Consider the following 16,201-nt stretch of genomic DNA (forward strand, 5'->3'; position numbering starts at 1 on the left):
CAGGCACTCGATCTGTATGGGTGCCAGGCTTTCGAACACGGGTGCTCTGTATGGGTGCCAGGCACTCGATCGAGGGTCTTCGATCTGTATGAGTGCCAGGCACTCGATCGCCGGTCTTCGATCGTGAGGCGATGTACGGGTGCCAGGCACTCGAGCGGGTCGTATCAGTCCTGTTCGTCGAGGGCAGGTGATGTCCGGGTGCCAGGCACTCGATCATGGGTACTGTCGGAAGTTGAGGTGCCGATCCGAAGGGATTCCAGCGTGTCGTGCAGCTCTTCTTCGGCCAGGGGACGGAAAAGTGAGCGGAAGGAGGGGGGCACGGAGGTGGAGCGCTCGGGTTGCTCCATCGATTGCCAGCCCTGCTGGAAGCCGCGCAGGATTTCTACGCTCTGTCGCAGGTTTTCGCCGGCCTGGGCGGAGGAGAGGCCGGCGGCGTTGGCGCTGGCGTCGCCGCCCAGGGTGAGGCGCTCGGTCTCGATGTTGCGCAGGTGCTCGAGCAGGCCGTCGAGGGCTTCGCGCAGGCGGTTGAAGGCGTCGGTGAAGTCGCTCAGTTTGAGTTGCTGAACCGGGGAGGGGGAGGTGCCGTACTGGGTGCGGAGCTCGTCGCGGTTTTTGCGCCAGTGGAAGGGGAGTTTGACGATCTGCTGGAGGACGGCGGGTGCCATGCCTTCGCGCACCGCGGTGAGCAGTTGGAGGTAGGGGAGGTATTTGACGCGTTCGGCGTCGAGGGCGTCGGGCAGGGCGTTGATGGCCGGTGCCAGGCGATCGCCCAGGGGCTTGAAGCCGGCGGAGCTGTCGGAGGTGGCGTTTTGCAGCGACGTGGGGTTTTGCGGGTCGCGCAACAGGTAGGTTCCATCGCGCAGGACGATGTAGCCCTGGTTGGTCAGGGGATCTTTGAGGGTCCAGAGGGCGGCGAAGTTCACGATGTTCGCGCGCATCTGCTCCTGACGATGCTGTTCCTGGGCGGTGTCGGGGTCGAGGTCGGGGAGGGTGTCTTCCCAGGACCGGTCGATGTGCAGGATCTTGGAGCGTTTGGAGAGGTTTTTGAAGCGGTAGTAATGGTCCTTCATCTCGCTCATACGGCCGAAGACGTAGAGGGGGACGTTGAGGACGGCGCGGTAGAAGACGATCTGGCGGGGGTTGTGCCAGCCCTGTTTGACCCAGCGCATGCCGCCGAGGTTGGCGCCGTCAAGCGCGCGCTCGACGGTGGTGTCGCGGAAGGACTCGTCGATAGCGGCCAGGAAGACGTGGTTCGGGCGTACGCCGCCGTGCTGGTCGCGGGACTCGTCGTAGCTGACGAGCAGATCTGCGCGTTCGTTGACGACGCGGCGGATCTTGTCGCGCAGGTAGTCCTGGTGGATGGCCTCGTTGAGGTCGAGGCGGCGCTCGGCGGGTTGGGCGCGGTAGCGGGCGACGACCTCGGTGATGGCGGCGTCTTTGCGTTGTTGGATCTCCTCAAGATTGCTCATGTAGAGGGCGCGGTAGACGACCTCAAGCTCCAGGGCCTGGGCCAGGGTGAGGCCGTCGCGGCGGGCGGGATCTGCGATTTTGGGATCGCCGCAGAGCGTCGTGTCGAGGTGGGTAAGGGCGTAAGATTTAAGGGCGTCGAAGAGCTGGTTGAGCGTGGCGGTGGTGGAGCCGGAGCCGCGCAGGCTCAAGTCGCGCACGGTGCCGCTCAAGCGTTGCTGGATGCGGGGGTTGCTCATGGCGAGCTCGGGCATCGGGGCGACGCGGTCGGCGTAGAAGAAGTCCCACATGCGGCGGCCGTTCTCGATCTGGAAGGCCTCGGCGTCGAGCACGAACTGGTTGGTGGAGTGATCGCCCTGCTCGCGCAGGCGCTCGAGCTGGCGGGTCTGGTCGCGCTCAAAGTCGTCAAAACCCTGCTCCAGGACGCGCAGGATGCGCAGCGATTCGGAGAGCTTGTCGCGAAGGGCGGTGCGCTGCTCGATGAAGTGGGTGAGAAGTTCGTGGGTGGCGCGCTCGATGGCCTGGTCGATAAGGCGTCGGATGAGATCGGGGGCGTCTTTTTCTTTGATCTTCTCGTCGTCGTCGACGCCGTCGAGCTCAAAGGGTGCGGGTGCGGGGGGCTGGCGCATCTCGGTACGCAGCTCGTCGCGCATCGCCAGTACGGCGAAGCGTTTGGCGGCCAGGCTGACGTCTTCGGTGTCGGAGGCCAGGAAGTTGAGCTCGAGAAGTTCCTCTAAGCCGGGGAAGGCGATGCCGTGCTGGGTGTAGCCCTGGTCGAGGACGCGTTGGCCACGGCGTTTGAGGTCTTCGGACCAGTAGAGGGCGCGCCCGACGAGGTCGCGGGCCAGGGTGTTTCGTTCGATCGAAACTTCCGCCTCGAGCTCTTCGCTGGCGGATTCGATGGCGCGGCGCGCAGCAGAGAGCAGGCCGGGCTGGGCGCCGGCTTTGGGGCCGCAGAGGGCTTCTAAGGTCAGCGCGCCGATGGAGAAGTTCATGCCGCGGTCGGCGAGCTGCTCGCGGTCGGGGGTGAGGCGCTCGGGGTCAAGGGCCCAGGTGGCGTTTTCGCGGGGAATTTCGCCGAGGCGATGACCGTGGCGGAAGATCGCCATGAACCTGCCGAATTCGCCGGCATCGGCCTCGCAGCGGGCCAGGAGGCGGACGCGTTTCTGGAAGAGGCGGTCGCGAAGAAGATGGCGGATGCCTTCTTCTTTTTTAACGAAGTCGGCCATTTTGACGGGACGTGCGTCTTCGTCGTCGTCGCGTTCGGTGACCTCGTAAAAAGGCTCGGGGTGGGAGCGCAGGCTGTTGTAGAGGGGATCGGCGGGGATGGCGCCCAGAAAGCTCTGGCGCATAATGTTAAGCGCTGCGGCGCGGGCGCTGTATTCGGCAAGGCCGTCGGTGGGGACGAGCAGCACCGCGGCGCCGTAGGAGCCGTAAAAACTGGAGAAGCCCGGGATGCCTTTGGCCTCGAAGTCGTGGGGGACGAGGAAGCGCTGGTGCTGGGTGTAGTTGTCGTAGTCGCCGGCCTGGACCGCGAAGAGCGGTGAGAAAAGCTGGAGGTAGAGGCCGTCGGCGGCGGCATCGACGGGGCGGTCGACCGAGAAGCTCTCGGGTTTGTCGATGAGGTAGAGGAACTCGAAGGGTTTTTCGCGGACGGCGCGCTTGGAGGTGTCGGAGGGATCGTAGTGGAACTCGATGCCGTCGGCCGGGAAGAAGGAAGACTCGGGGGAGCCGAGCTTCATCAGGTGCTCGACTTCTTTGAGGGCGGCGTAGGAGTTGGCAAAGGTGCCGTCTTTGTTGGCGCCGGTTTTGTCCTCGAAGACAGCGGGGAGCACGCAGACGCCGAGCATGTTGGGTTTGCCCAGGGCGCGGGCCTGGTCGCGGAGCATGTAGGCCAGGGGAAGGAAGGAGCCCGAGCCGGTGCCGCCGGCAATCGAGAAGCAGAGCACGATGCGGATCTCGGAGGTGTCCAGGCGGCGGTGGCCGTGCTCGTGGCGTTTGAGCGACTCGAGCAGGCGGCGAAAGCGGGGCACAAGGTCGCCGTGCTTCATCTGGTAGTAGGAGCCCAGGCGCGATTCGATGCGGATCTGGCCGGCGCCGGCGGTGTCCCCGGCGCGGAAGCGGTAGTCTTTGGGGACCCACTGGGTGAAGTAGTCGTCGGCCTCTAAGAAGAGCTTGCCGCTGGCGAGGTTGGCGTAGGCTTCTTTTTCAAAGTCGCTGATGAGAAAGGACTCGTCGGCGTCTTCGCGGTGAAGCTCCAGATCGTTGATGTTGGTGTCGATGAGGGCGAATTTCGTCAGGTCCTTGTAGCGCTCGGCGTAGTCGTGGCGAGTCTTGAGGTGCCGGGCGACGCGCATGACGATCTGGCAGCCGCAGCCGCCCAGGCCCACAAAGAGGGTGGGGCAGACGTTGCTGGGGCGAGTGAGGAGTTCGTCGACTACGAGGTTTTGACGGTTCGCCATCGTGGGAGGCCTTCTGGGTGGCAAGGGGAAGGGTGTCAGGCGATCGCGCAGCAGGCGGTCGCAGGCAGGGGTCCCCTCGCGGGAGCAGCGAGGTCCGTCCGTGGGTTGGCGAGAGGTCGTCCGTGACGTCTCGGGTGTGGAGTAGGGGGGAGTATCGGGGATGGAGGCGGGTGGGGGCAAGATTATTTCGGGGGGGAGGATGATGTTGGGGTGCCAGGCCCTCGAGCGCGAGTGATTTGATGGGGTGCCAGGCAATCGAGCGCGAGTGATTTGATGGGGTGCCAGGCAATCGAGCGCGAGAGTTTTGACCGGGGGCCAGGCATCCGTACGAGAAGGTTTCAAACGGGTGCCAGGCGCTCGAGCGAGAGAGTTTTGAATGGGTGCCAGGCACTTGAACGAAGTGCAGGTGAATGGGTGCCAGGCACCCGAACGAAGATGAAGGGGTGCCAGGCCCTCGAACGAGATGCAGATGAAGGGGTGCCAGGCATTCGTACGAGAAGGTTTCAAACGGGTGCCAGGCGAAGCGGCAGGCGTCGTTGTCGAGCAATGAGAAAATGACTGAGGATTCATTCATGTTGAAATCGTAGTGCTGACTGGTGATTCATTTGTTGAGTGGGAGGTTTTAAACTGATTGGTCAGTCGTTTGTAAGTTGTTGTAGTGACTGGTGTGTCATTCATGGTTTTGGGGTTTGTGAATGGCTATTCATTCAATAAAATTAATGATTTATAGCTTGTCATGATGAATTTCGTCCTCTAGTGAGTAGACGCTCAGCAAGACCGGGGGTGGGGCAAACCACGAGAGGACGAGGAACTGATGCAAGATATTCGGTCGACGGATAAAGTTCAGGTTTTTGTTTATTTTCAATCGGTTGCGTCTGGGTCTGGTGCGGAGGTCGAAGCCAGGGAGGCCGGAGCGAGCGTGGTGTGGCTGTCGCGGGAGGCGGCTGGAGCGCGGCTGGAACCTCGTGATTGGGGGAGGGTTGAGCCGGGCGATGATGTCGGCGGGTGGTGCGATGTGTCGGGGGTTGTGCTGGCGTGCGAACATCGTTTCGACGACGACGCGTTGCGTCGTAAAGTGCAATTTGCAAAAGGTGCGGGGTTGCGGGTCTGGGTGGAGGTGTGTTCGGTCGAGGAGGCTGCAGTCGCCGCTGACCTGGGGGCAGATGGGGTGGTGATCTGCGGGTTGGAGGCCGGGGGGCTTTGCGGGGAAGAGTCGGGGCTGGTGTTGCTGGGGCGAGTGCGTGGTGAGGTGGGTGTGCCGGCGGTGGTGCGGGGGGCGATGGGGCCGGATACGGCGGCGGCGGTGATGGTGGCGGGGGCGTCGGGGTATGTGCTGGAGGAGGCGTTGTGGTTGTGTGAGGGGATGGCGCCTTCGTCGGAGGCGGTGAAGGTGCTTGAGCGGGTGGGGGCAACCGATACGCGTTGTCTGGGGGTTGTGGTGGGGGCGCGTTATCGGGCGTGGTCCTTGCTGGCGACGCGGCCGACGCGGGAGCTGGCTGCGCGCGAGATCGCGTATGTCGATCAGGAGCAGGAGGGAGGGGCGCGGGCCTATCTGGAAGAGGTGCGATCGCGTCGGTTTGAGCGCTGGGAGGCGATCGATCCGAAGCGCGAGTTGTGGCCGATGGGGCAGGGCGGGGCGCTGGCGAGGGTGTTTCGTGAGCGTTACGGCAGCGTGGGGGCGGCGGTGCGTGGGGTGCGCGAGCATGTGATGGGGGTGATGGGGGCGTTGGTCGACGACTTTCCGCTGGCCGAGGGTCAGGGGGTGGCTCGCGTTAACGGGACGCGGCTGCCGATCCATCAGGGGCCGATGGCTCAGGTGAGTGATACTCCCGAGTTTGCCCGGGCGGTGGTGGATGCCGGGGCGCTGCCCTGGCTTGCGCTGGGCAATATGCCGACTGACGTCGCTTGCCGGGTGATCGGATCGACGGCGCAGTGTCTGGGCGATGCGCCGTTCGGGGCGGGGATCATCGGGCTTGAGGCCAACCCGTATCGGGATGCGCATATCGATGAGATGGCGACGATGTCCAGGAAACGCGGGAACTTCCTGGGGTTGGTGGCCGCCGGGAGCGCCGAGCAGGCGATGGTGTTGGAGGGGCAGGGCGTGCCGACCTATCTGCATACGCCGACGCCCGGGGTGCTGGAGGCGGCGCTTAAACAGGGGCAGCGCCGCTTTATCTGGGAGGGATCGGAAGCCGGGGGGCATGTGGGCACGCTGGGGGCGCTGGCGCTGTGGCAGATGGGGGTGATTGCGGTTGAGGAAGCGCTGGCGTCGGGGGTTGAGCCGTCGGAGGTTGCGGTGGTGGTGGCCGGGGGAATCAGCAGCGCGGCGAGCGCGGCGGCGGCTGCGGCGATGCTCTTCGGGTTGCATCGGTGCGGGGTGGCGGTGGGGATTCAGATGGGGACGGCGTACTTGATGTGCCGGGAGGCCGTGGAGAGCGGGGCGGTGAGTCGGACTTATCAGGAGGTCGCGCGACGATCGGCTGGCACCGTGATCATGGGGGAGTCGGTCAATACGCCGACGCGGGTGTTGATGAGTCCGGCGGCGCGACGTGTGCTGGCGCGGGAGGTGGAGCGCTTAAAGGAGGGGGTGAAACTCAGCGAGCGAAAGCACCTCTATGAGCGCGACAACCTGGGAGGGTTGCGGGCGGCGGCGAAGTCCGAGCGGATCGCGGAGGTGCTGGCTGAGGGCGGGGCGCGCTTTGAGCAGCTGAGTGAGGAGGAGCAGCTTGAGAGCGGTCTTTTTCACTGCGGGCAGGGGGTGCGCTTGTGCGCGGCGGACTCGATCGATGCGTTGCACTGGGAGGTAAGTGAGGTGGCCAGGCGCTGGGCGCAGGAGCGGTGGGCGTGGTGCCAGGCTCCCGAACAGAGCGAGGCGATCGTGTCGGGTGCCAGGCAATCGGACGCGAGGACTGTGCCGGGTGCCAGGCCATCGGGCGAGAGGATTGTGCCGGGTGCCAGGCCCTCGGGCGAGGGGATGGTGTCGGGTGCCAGGCCCTCGGACGAGGCGATGGTGCCGGGTGCCAGGCCCTCGGACGAGGCGATGGTGGCGAGTGTTTCGACGAGGTGCCAGGCAATCGAACAGGGCGAAGATCTGAAATCGATACAGCGAGAGGGGATGACGATGGTTGAGCGTAAGAATGGCGTGATGGTCGATGGGGATCGGGCGGTGGCGATTGTGGGCATCGGCGCGAAGATGCCCGGGGCGCTGAGTGCGGCGAAGTTCTGGGAGAATATTCTCTTCGGGGTCTCGGCCATTAAAGAGGTGCCGGCGGACCGGTGGGATCCGGCGCTTTATTTCGATGAAGATCCCAATGCGCCGGATAAGACCTACAGCAAGATCGGGGGGTGGATTGAGGGCTTTGAGTTTGATCGGCGTCGCTTTCGGATGCCGCCCAGGGTGGTGGCCAGTGTGGATCCGACGCAGCTTTTGTGCCTGGAGGCGGTGCACGAGGCGCTGGAGGATGCGGGGTATCTGGAAAAAGAGTTTAAGCGGGATCGTTGCGCGGTGATTCTGGGGAACGCGCTGGGGGGGGATCTGCGGGATGATTCGACGCTGCGGATCCTCTATCCGAAGATGGATCAGGCGCTGCGGGGGGCATTGATGGCGCTGTCTTCAAGTGCGCTGAGTGGGGCGCAGCGCGAGGCGCTTCTGGCCGAGGTGGAGGCGCGTTTTAAGGGGGAGCTCGGGGAGGTGAGCGAGGACTCGATGCCCGGGGAGCTGGCGAATGTGATCGCCGGTCGCGTGGCGCAGGTCTTCGATCTGCGCGGGCCAAATTTTGTGACGGATGCGGCGTGTGCGTCGAGTCTGGCGGCGGTTGAGGCCGGGGTCCGAGGCTTGAGAAGCGGGGAGTACGATATGGTGGTGTGCGGCGGCGCCGACCGCACGATGGGGCCGACGAGTTTTGTGAAATTTTCGAAGATCGGAGCGCTCTCGCCCGATGGGTCGCGGCCTTTTGATCAGGGAGCGAACGGTTTTGTGATGGGGGAGGGAGCCGGAATTCTGGTGCTCAAGCGCTTGAGTGATGCGATCGAATATGGGGACTCGATCTATGCGGTGATTCGCGGGGTGGGAGGCTCAAGTGATGGGAAGGGCAAGGCGATTACCGCGCCGAACCCGGACGGGCAGCGCCGCGCGCTGGACCGAGCGTATGAAGACGCGGGGTTTGGGCCGCGCTCGGTGAGTTTGTTTGAGGCGCACGGGACGAGCACGCCGGTGGGGGATCCGACGGAAGTTGCCAGCCTGCGCGCGGCGCTCGGCGAGGATCGGGGCGACTGGGCCGCGGAGCGGGTGGCGCTGGGGAGCGTCAAGTCGATGATCGGGCATCTGAAGTCGGCGGCGGGAGCGGCCGGGATGATCAAGGCGGCGATGGCGCTCAAACACAGGGTGTTGCCGCCGACGCTGGGGGTGGAGCGGGCGAACCCGGCGCTGGAGTTAGAGGGGACGCGGCTCAAGCTGCAGACCGAGGCGCAGCCCTGGGAGGTGTTTGATGGGCAGGTGCGGCGGGCGGGGGTGAGCGCGTTTGGGTTCGGGGGGACGAATTTCCATGTGGTGTTGGAGGAGTATCGGCCCGGGCGGAGCGTGCCGGGTGCCAGGCAACCGTACATGGGTGCTGAGGTTGGATCGGGTGCCAGGCAACCGTACATGGGTGCGGAAGCCGGATCGGGTGCCAGGCACTCGGACATGCGAGGTGAACCGGGATCGGGTGCCAGGCACTCGGACATGGGAGGTGATCTTGGATCGGGTGCCAGGCACTCGGACATGGGAGGTGATCTTGGATCGGGTGCCAGGCACTCGGACATGCGAGGTGATCTTGGATCGGGTGCCAGGCATTCGAACGAGGGCGTTCTCGGGTTGAGTGCAGCATCGGTGGGGGAGTTGGAGGTCGTGATCGATGACGTGATGGAGCGTCTTGCGCGCGGTGGCATGGTAGCGGTTGCTCCGTGGTGTTTGCCGCTTGATGGCGAGGAGGCTGGCGAGCGACCTGGTGAGGTTCAGGAGGGCGTGCGGCTGGCGGTGGCCTTTGGCGATGTGCAGGAGTTGCAAGAGCGGTTGGAGCGCGCAAAGCGTGCGGCGACTCGCAAGAAGGGCTGGAAGGTGCTGGCTAACCAGGGGATCGTGCTTGGCGAGTCCCCGGTGGGTGGGAAGCTGGCGATGCTCTTTCCCGGGCAGGGCACGCAGTACCTGGGGATGCTCTCGGCGCTCAAAGAGCGCTTCGAGGTGGTGCGTCGCACCTTTGAGGAGGCCGATGAGGTGATGATGCATGTGATCGGGCGCCGGCTCAGTGAGGTGATCGACCCGGGAGCGCTGGAGGGAGCTGAGGCTGAGCGCGCGGCGTTCGAGGCGCTGACGCAGACCGAGATCACCCAGCCTGCGGTGCTGACCGCGGATATCGCGTTGTATCGCCTGCTCGGTGAGTTGGGGATTCGGCCGCAGATGGTCGCCGGGCATAGCCTCGGGGAGTACGGGGCGTGTGTGGCGGCGGGGATCATGAGCTTTGCGGACGCGCTGCGCACGGTGGCCGCGCGGGGAACGGAGATGGCCAAAGTTACGCCGATGAACGGTGATACCGGGTTGATGGCCGGGGTGAGCGCGCCGGTGGAGGTGGTGCAGCCGGTGCTCGATCGCATCGATGGGTATGTGGTCTGCGCGAACATCAACTGTCCGACGCAGACGATCATCGCGGGGTTGAGTGAGCCGGTGCGTCAGGCTGTGAGACTGTTTGAGGAGATGGGGCTTCAGGCGCCGCTTCTGCCGGTGAGTCACGCTTTTCATACGGAGGTGGTTGCCGCGGCCAGCGGTCCCTTGCGGCGGCATCTTGGGAATATTGAGGTGCGTGCGCCGCAGGTACCGATCCTGACCAACGTGACCGGCGGGTATTACCCCTCGGTGGCGGGCTGTGAGGATGCGATTCGCGATCTGCTCTCCGAGCAGGTGGCCGCTCCGGTGCAATTTATCAGGGTGATTGAGACGATGTACGCAGGGGGAGCGCGTGCGTTTGTGGAGGTGGGGCCCAAGCGGGCGCAGGCCTCCTTTGTGGGGAGCATTCTGGAGGGGAGGCCGCACCTTTCGTTGCATACGAACCATCCGAAGAAGGGGGATGTGGCGTCGCTCTATGAGGCGTTGGCGGGGATGTGGGCGGCGGGAGTGTGGCGGCCGGGTGAGGCGCGCGTTAGTGATGTCGAGATGCCAGGCCATCGTGCAGACGCGGTGCCAGGCAGTCGTGCAGACGAGGTGCCAGGCAGTCGTGCAGACCGGGTGCCAGGCAGTCGTGCAGACGAGGTGCCAGGCAGTCGTGCAGATGTAGTGTCCGGGGATGCGACGTCGCCTGCAGTCGATCGAGCGTCGATCGATGCAGAGCTTATGCGCGTGCTGTGCGAGCAGACGGGCTATGAGGCCGAAGAGATCGAGGTCGACTATGAGCTGGAGGCGGATCTCGGGGTCGATACGGTCAAACAGGCCGAGATCATGGCGCAGGTGCGCGAGCTTTATGGTCTGGAACGGGATGAGAGTTTTCGTCTCTCGGAGTATCCGACGTTGAGGCGCATGGGGGATTATGTGGCGGAGCGTGTGGGGATGATGGGGGATGGTGCGGTGCCAGGCCATCGTACAGCCGCGGTGCCAGGCAGTCGTGCAGCCGCGGTGCCAGGCCATCGTGCAGCCGCGGTGCCAGGCAGTCGTGCAGCCGCGGTGCCAGGCCATCGTGCAGACCGGGTGCCAGGCCATCGTGCAGACGTGGTGCCAGGCCATCGTACAGAGTCACGCGCTGCCACGATCGATGCGACTCCCAACAATGCGGGGCGCGCTGCGACCTTCGATCACGTCGATGCCAGCGCTCTCATGGAAAAGGACGCGACGCCGCTTGACGGAGTTGTGCCTTACCAGCCGGCACGTCACGCGGTGGCGGCCGATGTTGAAATCTCGGGATGTGCGGTGGGGCTTCCGGGAGAAGGGGCGATCTTCAGGCGGCATGCCATCGATGAGCTCCTGGCCGGCAAAAATATGATCGGGCAGGTGCCGGTGAAAGCGCGTGAGGCGATGGTCGGAAATCGCATCGTGCGCTTGCAGAAACATGAGGGAGGCGGCGGCGAGATGCGCCCCGTTACCGATATGGCCGAGGTCATCAAACTCGCCGGCCTCGGAGACGACTTTGATCTGGAGGAGTGGGGAGTGCCGGAGCGGCTGCGGGCCTCGCTCGATCGTACCAGTCAGCTTGCGTTTGCCGCGGGCTTTGAGGCGCTGCGTGATGCCGGGTTGCCGCTGGTGCCGCGCTACCGGGAGACGACCACCGGCAAACGCGTGACCACCGGCTGGACGCTGCCCGAGGCGGTGGGGCGAGAGACGGGGGTGATCTTTGCGTCGGCCTTTGCCGGGCAGGACGCGTTGATCGAGGAGCTTCGGGCGCAGGCAAGCGACGATTACCAGTTTAATCACCGCTTCTTGCTCCTGGTGCTGGGGATTGCGAACTCGCGTTTTGCCGAGTTTGTGGGCGCGCGCGGTCCGAATACGAAGATCAACAATGCGTGTGCGTCGACGACCACCGCGGTGGGCATGGCGCAGGATTGGATTCGCTGCGGGCGTTGCAAGCGGGTGCTGATTCTGTCGGCCGATGAGGCCAGCGGCAGCACGTTGATGGAGTGGATCGGAAGCGGTTTTCTGGCCACCGGCGCGGCGACCACCGAGAGCGATGTGAGTCGGGCGGCGCTCCCCTTCGACAGGCGTCGCCACGGCATGATCATCGGCATGGGTGCGCTCTCACTGGTGGTGGAGAAGGCGGGGCTGGCCGAGGCCCGGGGCATTGAGCCCATCGCCGATGTGCTGGCCACGCGTTTTGTGAACAGCGCCCATCACCCCACGCGTCTCGATGTTGATCATATCGCTGGCGAGGTTTCCGGATTGGTCGACGAGGTGGAGCAGCGCTTTGGTGTGCAGCGAGCGGTGATCGCCGATCGCACGGTGTTCATCTCGCATGAGACCTACACGCCGGCGCGGGGCGGGAGCGCGTCGGCGGAGATCGCCGCGCTGCGGCGCACCTTTGGCGAGCAGTCCAATCGGGTGGTGATCGCCAACACCAAGGGCTTTACCGGACATGCGATGGCCGCCGGCATTGAGGATGTGCTGGCGATGAAGGTTCTGCAGCGCCAGGTGGTGCCGCCGATTGCGAATTTCGAGGAGCCCGATCCGGAGCTCGGGGATCTGAGGTTGAGTCAGGGCGGGAGCTACCCGGTGGACTATGCGCTGCGGCTGGCCGCGGGTTTTGGCAGCCAGCTGGCGCTGGCGCTCTTCAGGTACCGGGCGCGTCGGGAGCAGCGGGTCTTCGATCCGGCGCGCTACCGCAGGTGGCTGGGGGAGGTGAGCGGGGCTGCGAGCTATGAGCTGGAGGTGGCGTCGCGCGTGTTGCGGTTGCGGCCGGTACAGCCGGAGGATCGGCCGCCCGGAGCGCGCGAGCCGCATAAGGGGGCAGATGCGATTCTGCCCGGGCTTCCCATGCCGGCACCTGGCGGGGTTGGAGGGGGGGCGCCGGCGCAGGCGATAAAGTCGTCTGCGGAGGTGTTCAACGGAGCTTCGGCGACGTCGATGCCGGCGCCCGATGAGACGCGTCGGCCGGCGCCGGGGCTTGTGGCCGGGGCGCAGAACTCGTCTTTTGCGATGCGACCGGTGGCCATTGAGGCTGTGGGCGGCGAGGCGATTGATGTGTTGCGCTTGCAGCGGGAGCTTCGCCACCGGGTGGTGGCGCTGGTGGGGGGGCCGGTGCTGGTGGCCGAGCTTTTTGCCCGCACACTGCGCCATTTTGGGGCGCAGGTGGTGCGCCTGGCCAGCGACCGGCGTCGGGGACCACTCGATGAGGCCGGGGTCGACTTGAGCGATGAGGCGATGCTGCTCGCCGTCTTTAAGGAGCGTCGGGTTGACGCGGTGATCAATCTTCTGGGCGTGGCCGGGGCGCAGGAAGATGCCGACGAGGTGTACTGGGCGGCGCGCCAGACTTTTCATGTGGCGCGGGCGTTTGAGGCCTATCACGCGGATCGGGTGCCAGGCACTGCGGCGGAAGTTCAAGAAGCCGGGGTGCCAGGCACTGCGGCGGAAGTTCAAGAAGCCGGGGTGCCAGGCACTGCGGCGACTTTTATGAGCGTGACCATGATGGGGGGCTGTTTTGGTCTGAGTCCGGGATCGACACCGAGCGTTGCGGGGGGAGCGGTCAGTGGGTTTAGCAAGTCGCTGGCGCGTGAGTGGGAGTGGGCGCGGGTGAAGGTGGTGGATGTCGCCGGCGAAGAGTTCGATGAGCGGCTGGCCACCGAGGTGGTCTGGGAACTTGTGGAGGGTCGAAGCGACTGTGAGGTGGGGCTTGCGGGAGGTTTGAGTCACCGCCCGGTGGTGCTTGAGGCTTCCGATCTTCTTGAGACTCCCAATGTGCATCAGGCGCCGGGGCCCGACGCGGTGATTCTAGTGACGGGCGGGGGGCGTGGGATCACCGCGGAGGTCTGTGTCGATCTGGCGCGCCGCTTTAAGTGTGCGCTGGCGCTGGTGGGGCGCACACCGCTTACGCATCCCGATCCGCTGCGAGTGGATCTGAAGGCGGAGCGGGCGCGCATCAAGGAGGCGCTCAAGGCCTCCGGGGAGCGCGCCACGCCGGTGGCGGTGCGGCAGAAGTTGCGGCCGCTGGAGGCCCAGCGGGAGATCGTCACCAACCTAGAGAGGATGCGAGATGCTGGCGCGCGCGCCGAGTATTTCAGCTGTGATGTGGCCGACGCCGGGCAGGTCGAGCGCCTGGTGGCTGAGGTTGCGGCGAGGTTCGGGAGGGTCAGCGGCGTGATTCATGGCGCGGGCGTGGAGGACAGCCGGCTTCTGGCTGACAAGGATGTGCAGGCCTTCGATCGGGTCTTTCGGGGCAAGGCGGTGGGGGGCGTTAACCTCTGGCGCGCGCTGGGCGATCGGGGGCTGGAGTTTTATGTGGCGTTTACGAGCGTGGCCGGGCGTTTTGGAAACGCCGGGCAGACCGATTATGCGGCGGCCAATGACGCGCTCGCTCGCCAGGTGATGCAGATCAACCAGGTCGCCAGACGCAGCGGTCGCGCGTTGCGCGCACTGGCGATCGACTGGACGGCCTGGGATGAGGTGGGCATGGCGGTCGAGGGTTCGATGCGCACGATCCTGGAGGCGAAGGGGGTGGAGTTTTTGCCGCCGGAGATCGGAGCGCCGATGGTCGGGGAGTCGCTGGAGCGTGGTCTTACTGGCGAGTTCGTGGTGGCCGGGGAGTTGGGTGAGCTTGGGGAGGATCGGGTGCCAGGCACCCGTGCAGATCATCATGAAAATCGGGTGCCCGAAGATCGGGTGCCAGGCACCCGTGCAGATCACTGCGAAGATCGAGTGCCTGGCACTGTGACGAGTTTTGCGTTGATCGATCGGGTCGTCACTACGGGTTCCGATGAGGTGGTGGTCGAGCGCATCTTTGATCCGCAGCGCGATCATTTTCTCAGTGACCATCGCTATGAGGGCAACGAGCTTGTGCCCGGGGTGATGGGCTACGAGTTGATGAGCGCGGCGGCGATGGTGTTGACCGGAGAGCCGGTGGCCGAACTTCGGGAGGTGCGTTTTGAGCGGGCACTTAAACTCGCGCACTCCGAGCCGGTTCGTGCGCTGGCCACGGCCCGGGTCGTGGGCCAGCAGCGAGGCTGCGCGCGGGTCGAGGTACGGGTGAGCTCGGAGCGTGTGGTGCGCACCGGAAGGACCGTGCGTCAGGAGCATTTTCGAGCGGAGGTACTCTGCGGGACTCCCCTGGCACATGAGTTAGCGCTGTCGGCATGGGGGGCTGCTGAAAAAAGCTGGTGCGAGGGGCCCGATCGCGATGCGATTTATCAGCGCTTTTTTCATACCGGGAGTTTTCAGCTGCTGAGCGGGGAGGTCTGGCATCATGAGGACGCGATCCTGGCGACCGGTGCGATTTCGAATCATCGTCTGATGGCCGGGATGTTGGCGCAGCGCTGGGTGAGCGACCCGCTGGTGCGCGAGCTCGGGCTTCAGGCGGTGGGGCTGTGGGGGCTGATGCATCACGGGCGCACCTACCTGCCGCTGGGCATCGGTCAAAGCCGCATGTGCGGGCAGGCCTCGGTGGGTGAGCCGCTGCTGGTGCGGGCGCATCGGCGAGTTGATGCGGCCGAGGGAACGATCGCGTTTGATGTGGAGGTGCGGGGTTATGATGGTCGTCTGCTGCAGGTGATGGAGCGTGTTGAGATGGTAGCGCACGCCCCGCTGGATGCGCGCGATCGCCTGGCCCCCGGCAAGGCTGCGACGTATCTGGAGGTGCGGCTGAGCGCGGCCGAGGCGCAGGCGATGCTGGATGGGTTGGGAGGTCGTCTCGACGAGGTGTTGAGCGCCGCGGAGCTTGAGGGCTATGAGCGGCTTCGCAGCGCGCAGCGGCGTGGGGAGTGGCTGGCGGCGCGTCTTGCGGCCCGGGAGGCGGCGCGGTGCTGGGCGCTGATGTTTTACGGGGAGCGCATCGATTCGAGCGCGATCTGCGTGTTTAAGAATGCCAGCGGGGAGCCGCAGCTTCGGTGGAGAGATGGGACTTCGGGGGGCCGGCGCTTGCCGGCGTTGAGCCTCACGCATACCTCCGGTCAGGCGGTGGCGGTGGTGGCGATGCCCGGCGCCAGGTGTCGTCTCGGCGTAGATCTGGAGCCGCTGGAGGCGCGATCGGAGGCCTTTGGGAGCGCTTACTTCAGCGCCGGGGAGCGGGCGCTGGCGGTGGGTTCGCTCGTCGCCGGCCAGCGGGAGACGGCGCTGTGGACGGTCAAAGAGGCGGTGTCCAAAGCGTTGGGGCTGGGATTGCAGCTGAGCGCCTCGGAGATCGAGATCGTGGCGGTGCGCGAGGATGATGTCGCGGCGCCAGGCGATCGCACAGGTCGGGTGTCGGCCGGTCGACTGCGGGCGGCAGTGGAGGTTGTGCTGCATGGCCAGGCGCACGCCAGACAGTCGGAGCTCGGTGTGCGAGCGATGGAGGTGGAGCTTCGGGTTGAGGGGGGCTTTGCGCAGTCGGTGGCCCGGGCATGGGGCGAAGATCTTCGAGATTTGGAAGTTCGGGAGCCTGGCACCGGTGCGAGGGTTCGAGAAGATCAAGAAGCGCGACAGCCTGGCACCGGTGCGAAACCCCTGAGCGAAGAGGAACTCGCCGCGGTCGTCGCGTTGCTCAGGCATCGCGGGGTGTGGGGAGGAAGTGCGGAGCCGGAGGACCGGTCGTCGGTGATGCGTCAGCCGGTGTCCCCCTGGAAGGTCTGAGCGC

Annotated in this window: 2 protein-coding genes; one reads left to right on the top strand and one right to left on the bottom strand. The window is 65.4% G+C overall.

Annotation, left to right across the window (positions count from 1 at the left end; translation table 11 throughout):
* Nucleotides 1-164 precede the first annotated feature (164 nt).
* Nucleotides 165-3,929 carry a tubulin-like doman-containing protein gene (locus FRC98_RS13055; RefSeq protein ID WP_230467580.1) on the bottom strand — a complete coding sequence of 1,255 codons (3,765 nt, stop codon included), beginning with the start codon at nt 3,927-3,929 and terminating at the stop codon, nt 165-167.
* Between the two features lie 919 nt (nt 3,930-4,848).
* Here FRC98_RS13055 and FRC98_RS13060 point away from each other — a divergent pair.
* Nucleotides 4,849-16,197, top strand: coding sequence for a type I polyketide synthase (locus tag FRC98_RS13060; RefSeq protein WP_230467581.1), 11,349 nt, complete (start codon nt 4,849-4,851; stop codon nt 16,195-16,197).
* Nucleotides 16,198-16,201: the final 4 nt, after the last annotated feature.

Origin of the sequence: Lujinxingia vulgaris (genome assembly GCF_007997015.1) — a bacterium.
In the GTDB taxonomy this organism is placed as follows: Bacteria; Myxococcota_A; Bradymonadia; order Bradymonadales; family Bradymonadaceae; genus Lujinxingia; species Lujinxingia vulgaris.